We start from the raw sequence: 21218 nt of genomic DNA on the forward strand, positions 1-21218 counted from the left end.
AATATTTGGAATTAATATCCTAGTAAAAGTTGTCTAACTTTTGGGGTTCACATCAAGAGAGCTTTTTTGTTAATATTCCACTTTATTATTAGCCATCCATTTAATCATATCAGGATTATGATGATCAAAGAATTGACTTTCTTTTCTATCTAACGTCGCAATTTCTTTCATGTCTTCTTTAGATAATTCAAAATCTAATACATCTATATTTTGTTCCATTCTTTCAGCTTTTACTGATTTAGACAATGGAATAATATCTCTTTGGTATAACCATCGTAAAATAACTTGCGCAATTGATTTATTATACTTGTCGCCAATTTTTTGTAGTAACTTGTTTTTGAACAAGTCATGTTTACCTTCAGCAAACGGAGCCCACGCTTCTACTTGAACTCCATACTCGTTTAAGTAATTAACTGCGTCAATGTTTTGATTAAATGGACTTACTTCAATTTGATTAACCATAGGTTTAATATTACTAAATTCAGATAAATTCGTAATTTGTGCAATATCAAAATTTGAAACTCCAATTGATTTAAGTAAACCATTATAATATGCATCTTCCATTGCTCTCCAAGCACCAAAAACATCGCTATATGGTTGATGAATTAGTAATAAATCCAAATAGTCTAATTGTAAACGGTTTAATGAGTCTTTAATTGCTTGTGGTGTTTTTTTAGCTGATACGCCATCTACCCATAATTTTGAAGTAATAAACAAATCTTCTCTGGTTACAATGCCTTGTGAAATAGCTTCTTGAATTGCTTCTCCTACTTCACCTTCATTGCCATAACTAGCTGCAGTGTCAATTAAACGATAGCCTGATTTAATTGCATCTAATACAGCTTGTTTAGTAGCACCTTCTTCACTGATCTGGAATACTCCAAAGCCCAAGCTTGGAATTTTAACTTGATTTGATAAATCTCGATAATTCATAGTTTATTGCTCCTTTTCATTATTTAATTTAGATTCATAAGCTAATTTTTCATTTTCATAATTTAACGTATGGTCTTCAAAATGGTCAATTTTAAATGATAAATAATTTAAAGTCTTTTTTCTGGCTTCAATTTCATCAATTAATGTTTGCTTTTGTTCGATCAACAATTCTTTTCTACCTTCAGGATTGTTATTGCGGTAAGACTCAACAAAATCAATTAATAGTTCAATTGACATACCAGCTTTTCTTAAAACTTTAATGTAGAATACCCAATTCATATCCAGTTCTGAATAATCACGGTAACCACTTTCATTTCTCGAAATATGAGGTAAGAGCCCTATTCTTTCCCAATATCTTAAAGTATCTTTAGAAACATCAAATTTATTACTAACTCCATTAATATTCAAGTATTTACACCTTCCTCATTTACTCATTGGCAGGTCCAACAATCATTTCATTAATATTAGTGTCTGCAGGTAAATTAATTATTTCTAAAATACCGTTTGCAATACGATTTGGTGAAATAGCAGTTTGATTATATATAGATTTGATAAACTTATGGGTATCTTTATCATGTATACTCTTCAAAAGTTCTGTATTGACTGCGCCAGGAGAAACAACACTAACTCTTACATTACTTTTTGCAATAATTTCTTCTTGTCTAAGAGCATCACTAATCATTAATATAGCAGCCTTTGTTGCACTGTAGACACCACCACTAGGATGAGATTCATGTCCCGCCTTTGATGAAATATTTATAATATGACCATAAGACTGTCTCCTCATTATTGGTAGTACACTTTTTATTCCATACAATGTACCACGTATATTAACATCAATCATATTATCCCATTCTGTAGATTTTCCATCTATAAAATTAGATAAGGGCATTATTCCGGCACAATTAATCCATACATCGATACGACCGAATTTATCTAAAGCTAAAGATGCCAAATCTTCGACACTTTTTATGCTTGTAACATCAGTTTTTGTAACAATAACATCATCAGAATTAGAATTATTTTCCAAAAAAATATTGTCTAGCTTATCTTTTCTTCTAGCTGCTAAAACTACTTTATTTTTATTACTAATTAATAAATTGGCGGTTGCTTTACCAATACCTGAAGATGCTCCTGTTATCACAACTACTTTTTGCACTATAATTTTTCCCCCTTGATTATTAACATTTCATATAATAAACCTTGGAGTTCAGTTCAACGCAAGCATTAATTACTTACTGATTTCACTAATTGCATATTGAACCTTTTAGATATTTTCTCCCAAACATGTTTAATATGGGGAAAAGCATCTTCGGGAGCAGTACCGCAAACTACTAAAAACAATTTCTTGTTGTTAAATGGATTTTCTTCCATAACTTCAGTCATTCTATCTATAAATATTTTCATATATGAAGACATTGAAGACCAATATATAGGTGTTCCAATTATAATATTATCTGTTTTAGATATTTCATTGCATATTTCTTTAAATTCATCATCATCATAAAATTTTTGGCCTAATGGGTTTATCTTATAGTTAACTAAATTAATTGTCTTAATATTATTAAAATTAAATGACTTATGAGCTAAGGATGCAGTTAAACCATTAGTATTTTTACTAAAATTTAAGAATAAAGTTTTCATCTTATCAACTCCAATATTTATTATGTTTATATAATAAACTTTTGAGTTGGGTCCAACGCAAGCTAAATTTACTCATTCATTAAATTTAAAGTTACTATTTTCAAGTTTTTGGCATTATTAAAAGAGGCCTGCTTTTTACTTTTTTCATTTTTAATATTTACTAATTGTCCACTCATTGTTACTTTTTTATTTTCAATATTTGTAACAATCATTTTGGTTCCAGGATTAAGTAAAAATTCTTGCTCATTTTTATGTTTTGAGAAAGGCGCTATGTAAGCACCATGATTTCCTAACGGCATATTGATTTTTAATAATACATTCCCAAATCCTTCACCAATACTTCTACTTAAACTGGTAGATGAAAATCCTTTATCAAAATATTTAGCGCCCACCGTAAGTGGTTGATTATTTAACGATGCTTTCAACCCTTCTTCCGAAATTCCGCGATATAGAGTTAAATTATCAGGTGAATTAAATTTGAATGTAGCGGTAGTTATATTTTCAGCTTCTTTTTTAACTTTATCACTAGTTTTATTATCTGGATTTCTCAAATATTTATTTACATCTTGATATCCATCAGAAGTGTAATGGCCCACTGCTTTGACTTCATCTTTATTTAAAGTTTTATGCCATTTTTTGGAAAGGTTCTTTAATTTATCTTTAGCTGATTTTGAAAATTTATAAGTATCATTACTATATACATTATTTTTAAAATTATTGACAGATAATATTTTATTATCAGATGTAGAAATTAAATCTCCATCTTTATATTGACCCAAATATTTAATTGAAGTATTAATAGGTATCGTAATTTGTTGATTGTTTTCCAAACTGACCCCTTGAACGTTTTTGCTAGTAACAAATTGATTACTGCTTTGACTAGTAACGTTGGTATCTTGCATAATCATTGCTAGTTTGCCATTAGTTTTAGACAACTTTTGCATAAATTTCATGGTACTTTTATCGCTAGGATCGAAATTCATATTGGCTTTAGCATTGGTATTTGCCGTAAATAATCCAACTCCAAATACTCCAGTTAATAATAAGCTTAAAGATAATCTACTTTTTCTCATAATAAACTCCTTTGAAAATGTTTTAGTTAATTATATAACTAGCTAACCAAATAACAACCCTTATTCTTATATAGAATTGATTTCTTTAAAAATAATTAAAAAATATAGCTTTAAAAAAGCTATATTTTTTAGTTAATTATTTAAATTCCGACGTTTAATTTCTCCTTTTATCGAACTAATTCTAGAAATTAAATCTTTTCTCAAATATTCATTACGGTTTAGAGATTCTTCTGAATGTTTAAGTACGTCGAATAATTCTTGGTCAGAGTATCCAGACAAATGCTGTTTTACATAAGTGGTTTGTTCATAGGCACGTGTAATAACCATTAAACTAACTTTACCTAATCCCACAATCCCTGAACCAGCATTTTTAGCAGTTGGATGGGTACTAAAGTGCTTAATGTGATATACAAGCTGTTGACTAATGTGCGTATTCCAATAGTTTATTAAAGGACCAGCAAAAAACGCTACTACTATCGTGATAATTCCAACTGCTCCATGTCCCATTAAAGCAATTACCATAAAAACAATATCTTGCAAGCTTCTAATATATTTATATTTTAAATTCACATGACTCGAAATAATTGGCGCAATTGCATCGTATGGAGCTGAACCTAAAGAAAGCGACATATATAGAGATGTTCCTAAACTAAATAGTAATAATCCAGCTACAACATCTACAATCATTACAAATGGATTTAGATTAATATGGATAAGTATGTCATATATATTAGAAAACCATTGAATTTCATATCCAACCAATACCATATTTAAAATAGTTCCAATTCCAATCTGCTTACGATCAAAAATAAAAATTATGATAAATAAAACTGCATTCATCATTAATTGAAAAGTTCCTAGTGGCATATGCAATGAATTAGAAAATCCAATATTCATCGCGGTAAATGGATCCATACCTAAGCCAGCCTTTTGTAAAAAAACCGCTCCCATTGATAAAACAGCGATTCCGACAAATGACATTGCAGAACGAAGTAAAATATTTATAAAATTATATGATTTATTTTCTGTATTTTTATCTTCATTATTCATATTGTTAATCAAAAATAAAATCACTCCTTACACATATTTTATTGCATTAGATATTAAAATAATAATAATCTGCTTTATAAAAAAAGTGTTCAGTCGAAATGACTAGAACACTCATTTATTTTACTTGGCTAACTCTCTATTAACTGCATCGCGTTCTGATTCAATTAAATCAACACGACCACTTAATGCTTTAATATCCATTTTAATTTCACGTGTTAGACCAGGAGTATTAATTTTAGGTTCAAAGAACGCTTTGAATTCAGCTAATCGTTTACTCGTGTGGAAAACACTAGCTGTGACTGTGATAAATGTAGCAAACTCCATATCACCACCAACCGTATCTTCTAACCACTGCCATTCATTACGAACCCAATCCCAAGCTAATTGTTCACCTTTAGGATTAGCTAAAATATCGCGATACCAGCCACGCAAATCCTGCGGTTTAATGGTTTCACTATCTTTAAATTTATCAACAAGTTTAGCTAATAATGTTTCGTCTTTAGTATCAGTTAAAGCCGCAGATAAATTGCCCTTATAACTAGCATCTGAAGTTTCACGATAGCTATCTAAGAATTTGTTAAATAATTCTTCATTATTGAAATTTTTAATTTCATTACGTAAAACTAGTGAACGAATGTCAGCTGGTAATGAAATCAATGATGATTTGTGACTTTCAAAAATCTCATGGGCGGTGTTAACAAAGTCTTTATCTTTAGCATATAACATCCCACCTAATGCATAACGACGAGTAACTTGGTCATCTTTTGAATCATTAGCCTTAGGTTCAAATCCTAATCGGTTCGCTTGTTTATCACTTAAATTACCAATAAATTTACGTAAGTTGATTTCTTCTTCCGATTCAGGTTCTGTAAAGTCTTCTAAATCATATGCTAAATCATAAATCATTGAATTAACAACTACTGAATTGCCACCAGCGAATTTTTTCAAGAATGGAATTACTTGAGCATAGATGATTTGTTTTCCAGCAGCCAACAATTTCAAGTCTTGCAAAATTTGCATTTTAGACATGTTATCTAATTGATCATTATGTTCTAAAATATCTGATAACAATGCATCATCATATTTAACGATAAAGTGAGAATTATTACCCACATTTAAACGGAATGGTTGATTATTATTTTCGGCCTTCAATTCTGCATAGTTGCCAAGTGATATTTCACTATCTTTAAAGATGGCTGGTACATTTTGATAGTTACTATTTAATGGAATATGCCATTCTCTACCTTTGTCCTCACCATCACCAATAAAGAATTGTTGTTGGGTTAATTTTAATTCACCAGCTTCTACTTTAGCAGTAACTACTGGATAACCAGGTTGTTCTAGCCATGAATTCATAACAGCTTTAACGTCCATCCCAGCAGCGGTGCCTAGTGCATTCCATAAGTCTGCCCCAGTTGCATTATTATATTGATGAGCTGCAAAGTAGTTCTTAAGACCTTTACGTAAAGCATCGTCACCGACTAACGCTCTAGCCATCACAAGCATTCGAGCTCCCTTAGCATAAACGATTGCTGCATCAAATAATGAGTCAATTTCAGCTGGATGGTTAACTTGAACATGGACTGATTGAACGCCATCGGTTGCATCACGTTTCAAAGCTGCTTGCACATCGGAAGTTTGGAAGTTTTCCCAAATGCGCCATTCTGGTTCAATAGCATCAATCGCAACAAATTCCATCATGTTCGCAAAGCTTTCGTTTAACCATAAATCATCCCACCACTTCATAGTTACTAAATCACCAAACCATTGGTGAGCTAATTCATGGGCAATGACAGTTGCTACTAATTGTTTAGTTGTTAGTGAAGTATTATCTGGATCTAAAACTAAGTAAGCTTCTCGATATGTTACTAATCCCCAGTTTTCCATAGCTCCAGCTGAAAAGTCTGGCAAGGCTAATTGCCATGAATGAGGAAGTGGATATGGTGTTTGGTAGAAATCTTCATAAAATTCAATCGAACGTTTAGCAATATCCAAAGCAAAATCTAATTCGTTAGCTTTATGTGCTTTAGTAGCAAACACACCTACTTTAACGCCACTCTTAGTGGTAGTAGTTTTACCTTGTAAATCGCCAAAAGCAAAAGCGATTAAATAAGTAGACATTTTAACGGTTGTATCAAAGTAATGCACACTATTTTCAGATTTAACTTCTGGCATGTTACTTAAAATGGTTTCGCCAGGTTTTTCATCAAACTTAATTGCCAAATCAAACTTAGCCTTCGCTTCAGGTTCGTCCACACAAGGAAAGGCTTGGCGAGCAAAGTTAGTTTCAAATTGCGTTCCAATTACTTGCTTTTTAACGCCATCAACTTCGTAATAAGATGGGTAAATGCCCATCATCATGTCTGTTAATGGTGCAGTATATTCAATATTGAGTTCAACTTTACCAGCTTTAGGTAGTTGAATATTAATTGCATCATTTTTATCATCTAATTCAAAAGATAGCGGTTCATCAATTAATTTTATAGATGAAACTTTTAAAGCCTTTTGATGAATGGAAATATGGTCTTGGTCAGCTAAACCAGTAATCTTAGTTTTACCAGCAATAGTTTTATTTGAACGGTCAATATCTAGATAGATATTGTAATGTTCAGGTTTAAATGTATCGTAAAAGCGTTTAAATTCAGACATAAAATCCTCCTGTAACAGTTAGAAAAATTTAATGAAATTAACAGTAAAATTTCATTTTAAGTTGAATTAATTATATACTTATTGAATTTAATTCGCTAGTTTTAGGCTTATATACAATAACGACAATTTTAGAAAAATAAAAAGATGTAGAGTAAACTTAAATGGTAGTTTATTTTTATGAAAGGATTGGTTTTTTGGAAATATTTTATACGGTTATGCTATTGATAATCGCAACGGTGGTAGCTAATATGGTTTATCCACATTTCCCACTAGTTCCACAAGCGTTTTATCAAATCTTTGCTGGAATGATTTTATCATTGCTACCTATATATAGTCATTTCACATTAGAGCCTGAGATGTTTATGCTCATTATCATTGCACCTTTAATGTTTCATGACGGACAAAACATTGATACGCATGAATTAAGAAAACACATGTCTTCAACCCTATCAATGTCAGTCCTATTAGCTATTATTACAGTTATTATTATGGGATACATTAGTCATGCAATTATTCCTAGCATTCCACTTGCTTTAACATTCGCATTAGCTGCTATCGTTACACCTACCGACAACGTTGCAGTATCTTCAATTACTAGCAATGTTGAGATGCCCCACAATGTAATGGGAATGTTAGAAAGAGAATCACTATTCAATGATGCATCTGGACTAGTTGCCTTTAGTTTAGCTTTAAATGCATTTACTACTGGGGAATTTTCAGTCGGTACCGGAATTAAAAGTTTCCTATTTGTGTTCCTTGGTGGATTAATCATTGGTCTAATGCTTGGGACTATTTTAATTTGGTCACGGATTCGATTGGTCCGCAATGGTATGGATTCAACTAGTGTGATTGTCCCATTCGATATTATTTCTCCGTTCGCTATTTACTTAATTGCTGAACATTTTGGTTTTTCTGGAATCTTAGCAGTCGTAGCGGCCGGAGTTTTAAGAAGTGCGTTTAGTAAGCAAATTAGATTATCAAACACCAGTTTACAATTAGTATCAAAATCAACTTGGAACATTGTGACTGATATTTTAAATGGCTTTGTATTTGTCTTACTTGGGGTTTCAATTCCGACTGTATGGCATGACATTCAAAAAGAAAGTATGGCTGCACTACCAAAATACTTAGTGTTATCGATAATTTTGTATGTAGTTATGGTAGTTTTACGCTATCTTTGGGTTAAATTTAGTTTCGCTAATATTCAATCAAAAGCTAATGACCATAACAAGAATGCCATCATTAGCGCCCTATCAGGAATCCATGGAACCATTACCTTATCAATGGCTTTTTCAATTCCATTTACATTAGGTAATGCCCCCTTCCCATATCGGACTATCATTGTTTTTATGGCTACAGTTATCATAATATTGAGTCTGTTAGTTCCAGCAATTGTTTTACCAATGATGTTGCCTAGTAATAAGGCTGACATTGACCCTAATGCTATTAAGGATCAAAAGCGTAAAACGGTAAACTATGCTACGAAAAAGGTTATTGATAATAATCCACAACAAAAAACTGACGCCCATATTGTAGCCGCAACTTTAAGTAGTCAATATAGTAGTGGCCGCCCTAGTGATAAGAGATTTCGCAAGATTATGAAAGCTGCTAATGAAGTCGAAATTAATAGTATTCAAACCTTAGTAGACACAAATAAAATCAACGCTAAAATAGCTAACTACTATATCAGAAGATTAGTGTGGCAAGCTCAACGTAACCGCCAATTTTCGTTCTATATTATTGTATTTGCCATTAAACATTTTAATCACTTAATTATTCGCAAATTCAAAAAACAACCTCACAAGAAAGTTCAATATGATAATCAACGAAAACTATTTAAACAAATGGAAAGCTATGGTTACGAAAATGTTATGCAATTTTTGTCCAAAGACCATAATGCAGAAGACCAGGCTGCTGTTAACGCCGCTAGACATTCATATAATTTTAGACATAAGCGTTTAAATGAAAATGGATCTAGTGAAAGACAAAATGAACTTTTTATTCAAGCTTTTCAATACGAATACAACTATATTCAAGAAAAAAGTACTTTAGGAAATATGTCACAACTCATTGCTGAGGAACTGTATAAACAAGTATCAATTGATCAACTAATCTATATGCAACAAAGTAATGATGGTCGTGAAAAATAAAAAAACAAGCTGACATAAAAGTTAGCTTGTTTTTTGTTTACTTTGTTAGTCCATCACGATAATTGATTTAATAGTTTTACGGTCAGCCATCGCTTTATAAGCATCATTAATTTCAGATAACTTAAATTTCTTGGTGAAAACTTTTCCAGGATGAATATCACCATCTAGCACTGCTTTTAATAAAACTGCTTTGTCATAAGTAGTAACTGAAGCTGGGCCACCAGCTAAAGCAACATTCTTACCAAATGGAGCCGATACGTCCATCTTAGGCACGTGAGGTAAACCAACACGGCCAACAGTTGCACCTGGACGAGCAACTTTTAGGGCTGTGTCAGTGGATAATTCAGTCCCCACACATTCTAAAACTGAGTCTGCACCTTGATTATGAGTTAATTCCATAACCTTTTTAACTGCATCTTCACCACGTTCAGCAACGATTTCAGTTGCACCAAATTCAGTTGCTAACTTTTGACGGTCTTCATGACGACTCATCGCAATAATTTGTTTAGCTCCACGCATCTTAGCTGCAATAACTCCACACAATCCAACGGCACCATCACCAACAACTACAGTAGTGTCACCGTTTTTGACATTAGCAGTTCTAGCTGCATGATATCCAGTAGCCATAACATCTGATAAAGAAAGTAATGAATTCAACATTTCTTCACTATAATCTTCGGGTTGACCTGGAACTTTAACTAATGCCCATTCAGCATGTTGGAAACGTACATATTCACCCTGACAGCCTGAACTAAAATTATCTTTATGAGCAAGACAACTTCCTTCATATCCGGCTAAACAAGCAGCACATTTACCACAACCATGCGTGAATGGTGCAATTACAAAATCACCTGGTTTAACAGTAGTTATATCATCGCCTACTGAATCAACAATACCCAGTGCTTCGTGTCCACCATTTAGTGAATTGCTTGGTTTATGTTCTAACCCACGATATGCCCACAAATCAGATCCACAAACACAAGCTCTGACTACTCTAATTACCACATCGTCAGCTTTTTCAATAACTGGTTTTTCTAAATCACGTAATTCAACTTTACCGGGTTCCATAAATACGGTTGTTTTCATAATATAATGACCTCCTGAATACTTTTTAAATCTAACATCATTTTCCAATTTTTCATTGAATAATACAAATAATGTGTCTGATTAAATTAATCCTACTCCTTTGAGTTAACTGGAAGTCAAATAAATAACTGATATTATTTTTCTTGATAAATTTTTCTTTTCATAACAATGTACATAAATATAACAAATATTAACGCTTCAATTAATTGAATAACATTATCTTTTGGTGAAACGATTCTATCAAGTAACGTTATATCGGCTGGGCTAAATAATGATAATATTCTGGTTACAAAGAAAAAACCAATTCCACTAATAATAGCAGATTTACGAAACTTAGCTAATCTTTTTTTATAATTAGGCTTATCGTCAACTGATATCTCGTCTAATTTAAGTTTAGAAACTGCAATTAAGATATAGGCTAATAGTGCCATTAAAACCAAAAAGTTAGTTGCGGTGTATATGATTAAAATATTATAAAGCGATACATTCCAAGACATCATTAAAGTAACCACAAACGATGATATTAAGGTATAAACTGCCATAATCATAAAAGAAACATTACCAATTGAATTAATTTTTTGTAACTTATATTCATCCAAAACTCCGTTGGTTCCATATAAACGCTTAATTAGTTTAGTATAAAAATTATTTTTCTTCATAATCACTGTCCTCCCAGAATAATGTATTGAGATCACTTCCTAAAACTTTAGCTATGCGAATACATAGATGTAAAGAAGGATTATATTTATGATTCTCAATTAAATTAATTGTTTGGCGAGATACTTCAACAAGGTTTGCTAGCTTAGCTTGTGAAAGTCCTGCCTGCTTACGATAAAAATGTAGTTTACTCATATCTCAGTCTCCAATAAATAAAATGTCATATATATAAGACATTTACACTTTATAACATCATGAGTTAAATATCAAATATATATGACAAAAAAGCTCTACCTTAATTTCTTAAAGTAGAGCTTTTATAAAAAATATTAATTATGCGTTCATTAATCTTTGTTTTTGATCATCAGTTAATGCTTCATTCATACGACCACTCTTGAAACCAGCTAAGTCTAAAGTTATAAATTCAAAGCCATATTCATTTAAGTTATCATTAATAGCTTGTCTATTTTTGAGGAAATCACTAATTTGGTTTTCAGGAATTTCTAATCGAGCAATATTATCATGACAGCGAACTCGAACTGTTAAAAATCCTAAACTTCTTAAGTATTTTTCAGATAACATTACTTTTTTAATGCTATCCAAAGTCAACTTAGTATTGTATGGAAAACGAGATGAAACTGAACAACTAGCAACCTTATTCCAGTTGCTTAGGTCCAATTCTTTAGCTAATTGTCTAACATCGGCTTTATAAAAGTTAGCTAATTGTAGAACACTCTTAGCATTAGCTTCATCTCTAGCTTTTAAACCAGGTCTGAAGTCAGAATTATCATCCATAATCATTCCATCAACAACATATTCAAAACCATTACGTTGAGCTAAATCATTTAATGAATTATAGAACATTTTCTTGCTGTAGTACCATGATTCGGGAGTATTGTTAGCGATATGTTCGTCAGACAAATAATTTAGATTCATAGTATCAACATTAACATCTAAATCTTTAGCTAAAGCAACAGCTTTATTAAACTCTTCGTCTGTAAAAAGTTCTGAATTAGCAACTACTGCCAAAACATTTTCTTTTCCTAAAGTGTTTAAAGCCATTTTTAAAACTAAAGTACTGTCAATTCCACCTGAAAAGGCTACTACAACTTTACCCATAGTTTTTAGTTCTTTAATTAAATTTACTTTTTTTAGATTTAAATCTTGCATAATTATATCTTCTTTCATTTATTGAATATTTTAAAACTTAAATTACATACCGAAAAAGCTACGCATGAACAAGGCAGCACATAAACCGCCTAAAAATGGAGCAATTCCAGGAACTAAGATACCGTATTTCCAATCTGAATCAGCTTTATTCTTAATTGGCAAAATTGCATGTGCAATTCTTGGACCCATATCACGAGCTAAGTTCATTGCGAAACCTGTTGGACCACCTAGTCCCATACCAATAGCCCAAACTAATAGTCCTACTTCCATTGGAGTCATTACGGCTACTTTATATTCAGAAATAGCTAAAATAGCTGCTATGAAAATGAAGGTAGCAATAAATTCAACAAAGAAGTTTCTTGGTAAATTACGAATACCAGGTGCTGTTGAGAAAATGTTACGAATAGCATCCGGTTCAACTTTACCTTGTGACATCTTAAATTGATCTGCATACATAATGTAAACGATTATGGAACCAATGATTCCGCCTAAAACTTCTGCAATAGAATATGGTATAAACATAGACCATGCAATATTTCCTAATACACATTGGGCTAAAACCATTGCGGGGTTAATGCAAACATTTCCAAATATAAATAAGGAAACAGCAATCCCAAATCCCCAAGTTGTAATTGAAAACATGTGGCCAGAACCTCGATATTTAGACCCCTTTAAAACTTCATCACAATGAACTCCTACCCCAAAAATTATCATTAGGGCAGTCGCCATAAACTCTGCTAGTAATTGGTGTAACACAATAAGAATCCTCCAAATTAATTATTTTTTAGTTGTTGATATACCATTTGATATACGTTATCTATTGATAGATTGTACTTTTTTGATATAGCTAAACAATCATCAAATTCAGGAGTTTGTTTAACAATATCTTTAAAAGTAGCAACCTTCACTGAAACTGCACCAAAGGGCGTCGTAACTTTAATAAAATGACGTGACATGACTTTTCTTTTGAAACTATGATAACGAAATCCAACTGTACTAGTATGTTTAAAAATCAAGTAAGTTATTGTTTCTAAATCTTGCTGATTAATAATTACACTTAGTTGTGTAGCAAAACGATTTTTCTTCATTTGAATAGGTGTAAAAAATACATCATAAGCACCGGCATCAATAAGAATTGGTAAAATAGCCGCTAACCGTTCAGCACTTTGATCATCAATATTGGCTTCTAATAGTAAAGCTTCATCTTCGTTTTGTTTTACTATTTTATGGCTTATTTTTTTTTTTCAAATAAAACCGCTCTTAAAGCATTCAATTGCTCTGTTTTACGTTTGCCAAAACCATAGCCTACTTTAATGATGTTTTGATTACTTGGGATAGATGCAAAATCACTCACAATTGTTTTTACAATTCCTATCCCAGTAGGTGTTATCAACTCAGTTTTTATATCAGTATTTTGATTAATTGGAATATTTGAATTAACACGCATTTCCATTACCGCTGGTACTGGCACTGGCATCATTCCATGTGCAACTTTGATAAAACCACTTCCATCAGTTAAAGGTGAAGCGACTACTTTATCGATGTTTAACATTTCTAATGCTACAAAAGCTCCAACGATATCGATAATAGAATCTAAAGCACCAACCTCGTGAAAATGCACTTCTTCAATCGGCAAATTATGAACTTTAGCTTCTGCCTCAGCAATATACATAAAAACTTTTTTAGCGTTACTTTTTACATAGTCACTCAAGCTACTATCATCAATAATTTGATTTACTTCAGATAAATGTCGAGCATCATGATGATGGTGATGATGACTTCCATGGTGATGTTCAACAAATCCCATATCTTTTTGACCATGTTCTAAAACAACATCAAAATCCATTCCATAAATACTACTTTGCGCTACTTTTTTAATATCGATTGAATATCCACTTACGTTTAAATTTGAAAGTTTATCAATGAATGCTTGCTTATCTATTACCAAATCTAACAAAGCACCGATAAACATATCACCACTTATACCAGAAAAAGCATCTAAATATAGAGTTCTCAATCTAAATTCTCCTTTGTTCCTAAATGATTCATCAAACTAGCTGAATATCCAGCGCCAAAGCCATTATCAATGTTTACGACAGTTATTCCAGAAGCACAACTATTTAACATTGTCATTAAGGCAGTCACACCACCAAAATTAGTTCCATAACCAATACTCGTGGGAACGGCGATTAATGGAGCATTAATTAATCCACCGACAACACTAACCAAAGCACCTTCCATGCCAGCAACTACAATGACTACCTTAGCTTTTCTAATTTCATCTAAATGTTCAAATAAACGATGAATTCCAGCTACTCCCACATCATAAATACGTTTAACCTGATTGCCATACATTTGAGCAGTTGCAACTGCTTCTTCGGCAACCGACATATCTGAAGTGCCAGCAGTAACCACAGCAATGTAGTCAGAAGTTAATTGAATTTCATGTTGAATTAATTGCACACACTGAGCTTCAGAAAAGTACTTAACATTTGGTTCATCTAAAGCAATTTCGTGATATTTTTCAGGACTGACCCTGGTGCATAAGACATTTTCGCCCTGCTTTTTTAAAGTATGCATAATTTCAATTATTTGTTCAGCTGTTTTACCAGCTCCATAAATAACTTCTGGGTAACCATTTCTTGCTTTACGACTTAAATCAACTTTTGCATAACCCAAGTCAGCACTTTGTAAATGTTGTAATTCATTAATGGCATCAGAAACACTTGTTTTATTTTGTGATACACAATCCAGCAATTTTTTGATTTCACTATTTATTTCCATGCCAGTCATTTCTTTCCGTTCTATTTAACAATTACACCTAATCCATCTGGAATAACTGTTACTTTTGAGTTTTGACCTTCAATTTCATAAGCTTTTTGAAGCGCTTCATCCAAAGTCTTAGCTAAATCCATATGCATACTTGTAATCAAATCAGGATCAACTAAGTCTGATACAAAAATGACATGGTGATGTACTAAAATTCTTGCTAAGATTTGAGAAGTCCATTGGTCTGGAACGGTCTTCAATCTTGGTGTATTTATAGCTGCATCTAAAAATTCTTTAGGGTCGTCTACGTCGGCAATATTGTGGTAGAAACCTTCACCACCGTGCCCATCACGAGCTCCAGCAACCATAATAATAATACCGTTTTCTTTATTAGTTGCTTCAGCTGCAGTCATTCCCTTAACCGCTTGATAAATATTTTGGTCAAGTGGATATCCACCATTAGTAGAAATTGCAATATCACAATCAACTTTATCAACGTGCGATAGACTTTCTACAAATTCGCAACCTTTTTTATGAGCGTCTTCTAAATCACCAGCAAATGAACCGATAATCTTTTTATCTTCATCTAAAACAACATTTAGGATAAACTTCAAACCAGCTGTTTTAGCTGCATACACCATATCTTTATGTACAGGATTGTGGTGCAAATTACCTGTTCTAGAATAGTGTGAATCAATAAATTCACCAGAATGATTAGCCATGATAGTTTTATATGAAGCGACTCCTGGTAAAACTGATTTTCGACCACCAGAAAATCCGGCAAAGAAATGAGATTCGATAAATCCTTCAGAAATTAGTAAATCAGCTTCCACAGCTACTTTATTAATAATGCAATCACCACCGGATGGTAATTGACCAATTTTAACAACCGAACTATCATCTCTTGAATCATGCATAACAATTTCTTCGTTATTAACGATATCTTCGCCATACTTATTAACTAACTCTTCATGGGTAGAAGCACGATGAAACCCTGTAGCCACTAAAATTCGAATTCTGGCATCTGGAGCAACTGAACGAATACGACGTAATAAAATTGGTGTAATAATTTTTGAAGGTACTGGTCTAGTATGATCAGAACTAATTATTACTACATTCTTTTTACCCTTAGCAAGTTCTTCTAATTTAGGACTGCTAATCGTATTGTCTAAGGATTTTTCAACAACTTCTTTTTCTGATAATTCACTTTTATATGTACCAGCTTTTGATGAAAGCACACCAGCAAAATTTTTATCATCGATATTTGCTGTAAGTGTTTTTTTATCATATGGTAACGAGATTGAAACCAAGCTAAAAGACTTCCTTCCGTATTACATTGATTATTATGCTTTAACGCAACATTTATAGTTATACGGATTTTATACAAAACGCGCCACGGCTTTTATAAACTACAAATAAAGTTCATAAATGAGTGTAACAAATGTTAACAGCTCAAATGTACATAATGAATATACTTAATAATGTCATTTAAATGTAAAAAAAGGGCCATTGTCGAAGCCTTTATAACGTGTATAATAAATTATTATTAATAAACGTTATTTTATATTTAAAATAAGCGTAATCTATTAAGAAAGGTCAGATTAAATTGGTCTTAAGTGATACTGAGTTTTTGGTAAATTTCTTGGAAGAAAAAAATGTACCCGTAATAACTAAAAAAAGGCATACTTACCTTACATATCACGGTTTAGAAGAACATTATACTTACATCTTAAAAAATGGAATTATTAAAAATTCAATTATTTTACAGGATGGCCGTGAATTTAACCTTTCCTATATATCTAAACCCGACGTTATTTCTTTATTAAGGGATGAAGTTTCAAAATATACTGATCAACCATGTAACGTTAGAGTTGAATCAGAAAAAGCTCAATTCTATCAAATTGACCGTGTAACTTTTTGGAATTATGTTAACTCCACTCCAGAATTACAAAATTATGTAAAAAATTATTATCGTAAAAAACTATCTAAAAATATTTGTCGATTACAGCGCATGATGATGAATGGTAAAAAAGGTAGTTTATGTTACTTTTTGTATAATTTAATCGATACTTTTGGAAAAAAATATAACGATGGTATTTTAATTGATTTCGTGATTACCAACGAAGACATTGCTGGATTTTGTGGCATTAGTTCCAGAAGTAGTGTTAATAGAATGCTTAACCAACTTAAAAAAGACAACGTCATTAAAATGGTTGATCACAAGTTCGTTATTAAAGACATCAGCTATCTATTAGATAACATTGCTGACTAATTTGTTAACATTTGTCAACGTTAAATGATAATGAAGCCTTATTTTATACGAGTATCCTTAGTTTTTGTAAGAGTACTTAAAAATGGAGGCTTTTTATTATGCACATCCCTGACAATTATCTAAGTCCGCAAACCTGTGTAGCTCTTTTTGCAGCAGCTACACCCGTAATTGCCCTATCAATTAAAAAAGTTGAACTTCAAATAAAAGAAAAAAAAGAAACCATCCCTATGATTGGAATATCGGCTTCACTAGCTTTTATCATTATGTTGTTTAACGTTCCCGTGCCTGGTGGTACTTCAGCGCATGCAGTTGGAGCAACTTTGCTGGCACTATTGATTGGACCATATGCCGCTTGCATATCACTGACAATCGTTTTATTAATGCAAGCATTTTTGTTTGGTGATGGAGGAATACTAGCATTGGGTGCTAATATTTTAAACATGGCAATTATAATGCCGTTTGTTGGATATTATTGTTTTAAATTATTTGATCACTTTAATTATAAAAAAGCTGGAGCGTTTATCGGAGCTTTTGTAGGAATCAATGTTGCCGCTTTAATGGCCGGTATTGAGTTAGGAATACAACCGATTATTGCCCATAACGCCAGCAATCAACCAATGTACTCACCTTATGGCTTAACAATTACGATTCCTGCGATGTTATTTGCTCACTTGGCCGTAGCTGGTTGGATAGAAGCTGGATTTACTTTAGCTATTTATAAGTTTGTACTGAAAGTAGCTCCTGATGAACTATATATGAACCAAAAAACAGTAGAACATTCTGAATATAATATAACTAGCTTTTTCAAGAAACTATTAATCGTAATGATTATATTATCTCCATTAGGCCTTTTAACTAAAGCCACTGCATTTGGTGAATGGGACGCTCAAGAACTTAAAAGTATGTTACCTAATCACTTAGTTCCCAGCGGCATCAGTCATGGTTTTAGTTTTAATGCACTATTTAGTGACTATTCTGTAAAAGGCTTTTCAGACATTTCTGGGTACATTCTAAGTGCGTTAACTGCCGTGTTAATTATATTTTTAATTAGTAAAATTATGAGGAATCATTACCATGCAAAATAATGAATTACCTGATTGGTTAAAAGAACCAAATGTTAATAATCATAGTCAGACGTGTCAGAATAGCCGGCTTATTAGTATAAACTTAAGGATTATTAGTTTTTTTATAAAACATTTTCAAAATGAAGCTATTGTAACTGATAATAAACAATCAGCATGGCTCAAGTTAATCAGCATGCTTGTAAAGTTAATTTTAATTTTATGTAGTACTAATATTAAATTTCTTTGGATAGTTATTATAATTATTTTATTCAAAGTCTGCCAACTACCATCCCAACAGGTCTCAAAGTTATCTAGCCGCTTTTTTAAAATGTTCCTATGCTCGGTAATTTTTGTTATGCCAAATTTCGTAATTGGAAATGTACAAACAACATTTTTCTTTATTTTAAGACTGATGGCAATTGTTTTAGACGTTGCATATTTTCTACAAATTAATAGTTGGCAACAAGTTATTGTTGGATTAAGACAGCTTCACTGTCCTAATCTAATTATTTTAATATTAGACATTAGCCTTAAGTATATACATACCCTAGCAATATTCTTGCGAGAAAGTTTGTGGGCTGTGCAATTACGAATGGTTGGAAAAACACTTAATAACCGTAATATTATTGGAAAAGTTTTTGGACAACTATATTTAAACTCTAAAAAATATACTAATGAAGTGTTCAATGCCATGTTACTGCGTGGATATAAAATAAATCCCAAACAAAAAAATTCAATTAAAATTAACAAATCAGATTATTCTTTAGTAATCATCAATTTAATAATTATTGTATTTTTTGTAAATACAAGTATGTAAGAGGTCCTAAGAATGTTTAAATTATCAGATATAACATTTTCATATCAAGACAAAATTGGATTAAAAAATCTAAATATTACAATAAAAAAAGGTGAAACCATTGGCATTATGGGACCAAACGGATGTGGTAAGTCTACATTATTTAAACTATTAACGGGATTAATTTCACCACAACATGGGACCTATGAGTTTGATAATAAATTAATAAGCTCTAAATCTCTAAGAAATCCTGTCATATCGAACTACTTACATAGCCACATCGGCTACGTATTTCAAAATAGCGCTAGTCAATTATTTAATGAATCTGTCACTACTGAATTAGCTTTTGGACCTACCCAAATGGGACTATCCAATCAAGAAATAGATATTAGAGTACAAGATTGCCTAAAACTATTAGACATCGAACACCTAGCTAACCGTGTTCCCTACCAACTATCCGGTGGTGAACAAAAATTAGTCGCAATTGGTAGTATTTTAACTATGAATCCACCAGTTATTATTATGGATGAACCATTTAATGGCTTGTCACCTAAATATCAAAAACTAGTTAAACAGCTTTTACTTAAACTAAAAGCTGTTAATAAAACTTTAATTATATCTAGTCATAATTATTATTACATCAACGATGTCATTGATCGATGCCTATTGTTTAATGAGCAACATACTTTAGAAAAAGATTTAACTCCTGATGTAATTGAAAATAATGCGGATTTAAAAAATTCATTGGAATATTAAATCGAACCGTAACAACAAATTATAAAAGGTACTATCCAAAAAAATGGATAGTGCCTTTATTTAGCATATTAAAAATAATATCTCAAAAGTAGATTAAAGCTCATAACAACTATAATCAATATAATTGCTATGCTATTAAACAGTAAATATAATTTTTTACTATCTTTCACATTAATATAAACTTTTTTAACAAAAATAATCGTAATAATAGATAAATACCCTAAAGCCATCACTAAACCACTAAGGTGACTACTTAGTGAAGATAATGATACTAGTAAAATTAGTATTAAACTATTACTAACTTTGTTACTAGATAAGTCCATACGAACTCCCCTCATTAAATAAAAAATACGATAGTATATGCAACTAATAATAGTGGTATTGCTGATATCATAATGTTTAGTTTTTTGTTCATTTTATGAAAGTCAGTTGTTTTTATTTCTTTTTTCCACTTAAAATTATTTGCAAACACGCAAAATAAAAGCATTGGCACTAAAAAAACTGGTGTTACATTATAAGGTTTCAAAAAATAAAGTGCCAAAAAATATAACATTGCAATTATTTGCATAATCGAAATAAAATTAACTTTTTTGTATAGATTCAAGATGAAGACCTTCTTTTTTAGGATAGAATTTTAAATTAGTTTTTTAACGAGAATTAAATTTTATTTTTTCTCTCAACATAGCAATCAATCAGAATTGAAATAATCATTGATATCATTACCACTAAGTATATATTAACAAGAATTTCATTTTTTGCATAAATACCTATTGTGAAACAAAAAATACACCATATAAAAAGGAAATTTTTTATATTAAGAAATTTCAAATGTTTTTGATTTATTTTTAACCGACCAAGTTGAAACCTTCTATCTAACCAGAAAACAGTGAATATAAATAATATAATTAATGCTGAAATAATTAAATGCGATTTTGCATTATTAATAAATAAGCTAAAAAATACCATTAGTAACCAATGCAAATTGCTCATAAATACATTTTTAGATTTTTCTAACATAGATAATTTCTCCCATATCAATTTGTTATTTCAAAACCGCATCACTTATGGTACGGACTTCCGTAACTAAATAAAATGAGGTTTTTAATCCCGTTATCCCGCTAATAATAACGGATAAAGAAAAGAATCAAT

The 21218-nt window shown here is 31.6% G+C and carries 24 protein-coding genes; 5 read left to right on the forward strand and 19 right to left on the reverse strand.

Annotated elements, in window-relative coordinates:
- Positions 1–69: 69 nt before the first annotated feature.
- The 7 genes from FD06_RS05040 to FD06_RS05070 all read right to left on the reverse strand — a co-directional run bounded on the left by FD06_RS05040 (position 70) and on the right by FD06_RS05070 (position 7349).
- Complete coding sequence (locus FD06_RS05040; RefSeq protein WP_056966502.1) at positions 70–933, reverse strand: aldo/keto reductase; 864 nt, start codon at positions 931–933, stop codon at positions 70–72.
- A gap of 3 nt (positions 934–936) precedes the next feature.
- On the reverse strand, positions 937–1341 hold the full coding sequence (locus FD06_RS05045) for a MerR family transcriptional regulator (protein WP_056966504.1): 405 nt from the start codon (positions 1339–1341) through the stop codon (positions 937–939).
- Between the two features lie 19 nt (positions 1342–1360).
- Positions 1361–2092 (reverse strand): SDR family oxidoreductase, encoded by a 732-nt coding sequence (locus FD06_RS05050; protein ID WP_054658392.1) that lies wholly within the window; start codon positions 2090–2092, stop codon positions 1361–1363.
- Between the two features lie 68 nt (positions 2093–2160).
- Positions 2161–2577, reverse strand: a complete 417-nt coding sequence (locus FD06_RS05055; RefSeq protein ID WP_054658390.1) for a flavodoxin family protein — start codon at positions 2575–2577, stop codon at positions 2161–2163.
- A gap of 68 nt (positions 2578–2645) precedes the next feature.
- Entirely contained in the window at positions 2646–3650 is a 1005-nt protein-coding gene (locus FD06_RS05060; RefSeq protein ID WP_056966506.1) for an ADP-ribosyltransferase, read from the reverse strand.
- A gap of 132 nt (positions 3651–3782) precedes the next feature.
- Complete coding sequence (locus FD06_RS05065) at positions 3783–4712, reverse strand: YczE/YyaS/YitT family protein (RefSeq protein WP_054658384.1); 930 nt, start codon at positions 4710–4712, stop codon at positions 3783–3785.
- 108 nt (positions 4713–4820) lie between these two features.
- Positions 4821–7349 carry a M1 family metallopeptidase gene (locus FD06_RS05070; RefSeq protein WP_054658382.1) on the reverse strand — a complete coding sequence of 843 codons (2529 nt, stop codon included), beginning with the start codon at positions 7347–7349 and terminating at the stop codon, positions 4821–4823.
- Between the two features lie 194 nt (positions 7350–7543).
- Here FD06_RS05070 and FD06_RS05075 point away from each other — a divergent pair, with 194 nt between their 5' ends.
- Positions 7544–9499, forward strand: coding sequence for a cation:proton antiporter (locus tag FD06_RS05075; protein ID WP_156403098.1), 1956 nt, complete (start codon positions 7544–7546; stop codon positions 9497–9499).
- A 45-nt stretch (positions 9500–9544) separates the two neighbouring features.
- Here FD06_RS05075 and FD06_RS05080 read toward each other — a convergent pair whose 3' ends face one another.
- From FD06_RS05080 to larA, 9 genes are all read right to left on the reverse strand, one after another.
- Positions 9545–10585: a zinc-dependent alcohol dehydrogenase family protein gene (locus FD06_RS05080; protein WP_054658378.1), complete on the reverse strand. Its 1041-nt coding sequence runs from the start codon at positions 10583–10585 to the stop codon at positions 9545–9547.
- 134 nt (positions 10586–10719) lie between these two features.
- Complete coding sequence (locus tag FD06_RS05085; protein ID WP_056966508.1) at positions 10720–11244, reverse strand: DUF3278 domain-containing protein; 525 nt, start codon at positions 11242–11244, stop codon at positions 10720–10722.
- Positions 11231–11437 carry a helix-turn-helix transcriptional regulator gene (locus FD06_RS05090; RefSeq protein WP_054658374.1) on the reverse strand — a complete coding sequence of 69 codons (207 nt, stop codon included), beginning with the start codon at positions 11435–11437 and terminating at the stop codon, positions 11231–11233. The genes FD06_RS05085 and FD06_RS05090 overlap by 14 nt, the downstream gene beginning before the upstream one ends.
- 138 nt (positions 11438–11575) lie before the next feature.
- Positions 11576–12412 carry an ATP-dependent sacrificial sulfur transferase LarE gene (gene larE, locus FD06_RS05095; RefSeq protein WP_056966510.1) on the reverse strand — a complete coding sequence of 279 codons (837 nt, stop codon included), beginning with the start codon at positions 12410–12412 and terminating at the stop codon, positions 11576–11578.
- A gap of 42 nt (positions 12413–12454) precedes the next feature.
- Positions 12455–13168, reverse strand: a complete 714-nt coding sequence (gene larD, locus FD06_RS05100; RefSeq protein WP_054658372.1) for a D/L-lactic acid transporter LarD — start codon at positions 13166–13168, stop codon at positions 12455–12457.
- 17 nt (positions 13169–13185) lie between these two features.
- Positions 13186–13647 (reverse strand): nickel pincer cofactor biosynthesis protein LarC2, encoded by a 462-nt coding sequence (gene larC2, locus FD06_RS07770; RefSeq protein WP_338024196.1) that lies wholly within the window; start codon positions 13645–13647, stop codon positions 13186–13188.
- Complete coding sequence (gene larC, locus FD06_RS07775; protein ID WP_056966513.1) at positions 13644–14429, reverse strand: nickel pincer cofactor biosynthesis protein LarC; 786 nt, start codon at positions 14427–14429, stop codon at positions 13644–13646. Before larC ends, larC2 begins: the two co-directional genes overlap by 4 nt.
- The gene (gene larB / locus FD06_RS05115; RefSeq protein WP_056966515.1) at positions 14426–15205 is read right to left on the reverse strand and encodes a nickel pincer cofactor biosynthesis protein LarB; all 780 of its coding nucleotides are present in this window, start codon (positions 15203–15205) and stop codon (positions 14426–14428) included. Before larB ends, larC begins: the two co-directional genes overlap by 4 nt.
- 11 nt (positions 15206–15216) lie before the next feature.
- Positions 15217–16491, reverse strand: coding sequence for a nickel-dependent lactate racemase (gene larA / locus FD06_RS05120; RefSeq protein WP_056966517.1), 1275 nt, complete (start codon positions 16489–16491; stop codon positions 15217–15219).
- Positions 16492–16787: 296 nt separating this feature from the next.
- On the opposite strand from larA, the gene FD06_RS05125 reads away from it, so the two are divergent.
- From FD06_RS05125 to FD06_RS05140, 4 genes are all read left to right on the forward strand, one after another.
- Positions 16788–17453 (forward strand): Crp/Fnr family transcriptional regulator, encoded by a 666-nt coding sequence (locus tag FD06_RS05125; protein ID WP_056966519.1) that lies wholly within the window; start codon positions 16788–16790, stop codon positions 17451–17453.
- Positions 17454–17551: 98 nt separating this feature from the next.
- Positions 17552–18538, forward strand: coding sequence for a cobalt transporter CbiM (gene cbiM, locus FD06_RS05130; RefSeq protein ID WP_056966520.1), 987 nt, complete (start codon positions 17552–17554; stop codon positions 18536–18538).
- Entirely contained in the window at positions 18528–19334 is an 807-nt protein-coding gene (locus FD06_RS05135; protein WP_056966522.1) for a CbiQ family ECF transporter T component, read from the forward strand. Before cbiM ends, FD06_RS05135 begins: the two co-directional genes overlap by 11 nt.
- A gap of 12 nt (positions 19335–19346) precedes the next feature.
- Positions 19347–20069 (forward strand): energy-coupling factor ABC transporter ATP-binding protein, encoded by a 723-nt coding sequence (locus FD06_RS05140; protein WP_056966526.1) that lies wholly within the window; start codon positions 19347–19349, stop codon positions 20067–20069.
- A gap of 68 nt (positions 20070–20137) precedes the next feature.
- Here the strand turns inward: FD06_RS05140 and FD06_RS05145 are convergent, their stop codons facing one another.
- Genes FD06_RS05145 through FD06_RS05155 form a run of 3 tightly spaced genes read right to left on the reverse strand, consistent with a single transcriptional unit; the run spans position 20138 to position 21086 of the window.
- The gene (locus tag FD06_RS05145; protein ID WP_056966528.1) at positions 20138–20392 is read right to left on the reverse strand and encodes a hypothetical protein; all 255 of its coding nucleotides are present in this window, start codon (positions 20390–20392) and stop codon (positions 20138–20140) included.
- A gap of 14 nt (positions 20393–20406) precedes the next feature.
- Positions 20407–20673: a hypothetical protein gene (locus tag FD06_RS05150; protein ID WP_056966530.1), complete on the reverse strand. Its 267-nt coding sequence runs from the start codon at positions 20671–20673 to the stop codon at positions 20407–20409.
- Positions 20674–20726: 53 nt separating this feature from the next.
- Complete coding sequence (locus FD06_RS05155; RefSeq protein WP_056966531.1) at positions 20727–21086, reverse strand: hypothetical protein; 360 nt, start codon at positions 21084–21086, stop codon at positions 20727–20729.
- Between the last annotated feature and the right edge of the window lie 132 nt (positions 21087–21218).

It is taken from the genome of Apilactobacillus ozensis DSM 23829 = JCM 17196 (assembly GCF_001435995.1).
Lineage (GTDB): Bacteria > Bacillota > Bacilli > Lactobacillales > Lactobacillaceae > Apilactobacillus > Apilactobacillus ozensis.

What these genes read in the sequence shown, in the direction of transcription:
- FD06_RS05040 (WP_056966502.1), bottom strand. Translation starts at nt 933, where the DNA reads ATGAATTATCGAGATTTATCAAATCAAGTTAAAATTCCAAGCTTGGGC.
- FD06_RS05055 (WP_054658390.1), bottom strand. Translation starts at nt 2,577, where the DNA reads ATGAAAACTTTATTCTTAAATTTTAGTAAAAATACTAATGGTTTAACT.
- FD06_RS05060 (WP_056966506.1), bottom strand. Translation starts at nt 3,650, where the DNA reads ATGAGAAAAAGTAGATTATCTTTAAGCTTATTATTAACTGGAGTATTT.
- FD06_RS05070 (WP_054658382.1), bottom strand. Translation starts at nt 7,349, where the DNA reads ATGTCTGAATTTAAACGCTTTTACGATACATTTAAACCTGAACATTAC.
- FD06_RS05080 (WP_054658378.1), bottom strand. Translation starts at nt 10,585, where the DNA reads ATGAAAACAACCGTATTTATGGAACCCGGTAAAGTTGAATTACGTGAT.
- FD06_RS05085 (WP_056966508.1), bottom strand. Translation starts at nt 11,244, where the DNA reads ATGAAGAAAAATAATTTTTATACTAAACTAATTAAGCGTTTATATGGA.
- FD06_RS05090 (WP_054658374.1), bottom strand. Translation starts at nt 11,437, where the DNA reads ATGAGTAAACTACATTTTTATCGTAAGCAGGCAGGACTTTCACAAGCT.
- larE (WP_056966510.1), bottom strand. Translation starts at nt 12,412, where the DNA reads ATGCAAGATTTAAATCTAAAAAAAGTAAATTTAATTAAAGAACTAAAA.
- larB (WP_056966515.1), bottom strand. Translation starts at nt 15,205, where the DNA reads ATGACTGGCATGGAAATAAATAGTGAAATCAAAAAATTGCTGGATTGT.
- cbiM (WP_056966520.1), top strand. Translation starts at nt 17,552, where the DNA reads ATGCACATCCCTGACAATTATCTAAGTCCGCAAACCTGTGTAGCTCTT.
- FD06_RS05135 (WP_056966522.1), top strand. Translation starts at nt 18,528, where the DNA reads ATGCAAAATAATGAATTACCTGATTGGTTAAAAGAACCAAATGTTAAT.
- FD06_RS05140 (WP_056966526.1), top strand. Translation starts at nt 19,347, where the DNA reads ATGTTTAAATTATCAGATATAACATTTTCATATCAAGACAAAATTGGA.
- FD06_RS05145 (WP_056966528.1), bottom strand. Translation starts at nt 20,392, where the DNA reads ATGGACTTATCTAGTAACAAAGTTAGTAATAGTTTAATACTAATTTTA.
- FD06_RS05155 (WP_056966531.1), bottom strand. Translation starts at nt 21,086, where the DNA reads ATGTTAGAAAAATCTAAAAATGTATTTATGAGCAATTTGCATTGGTTA.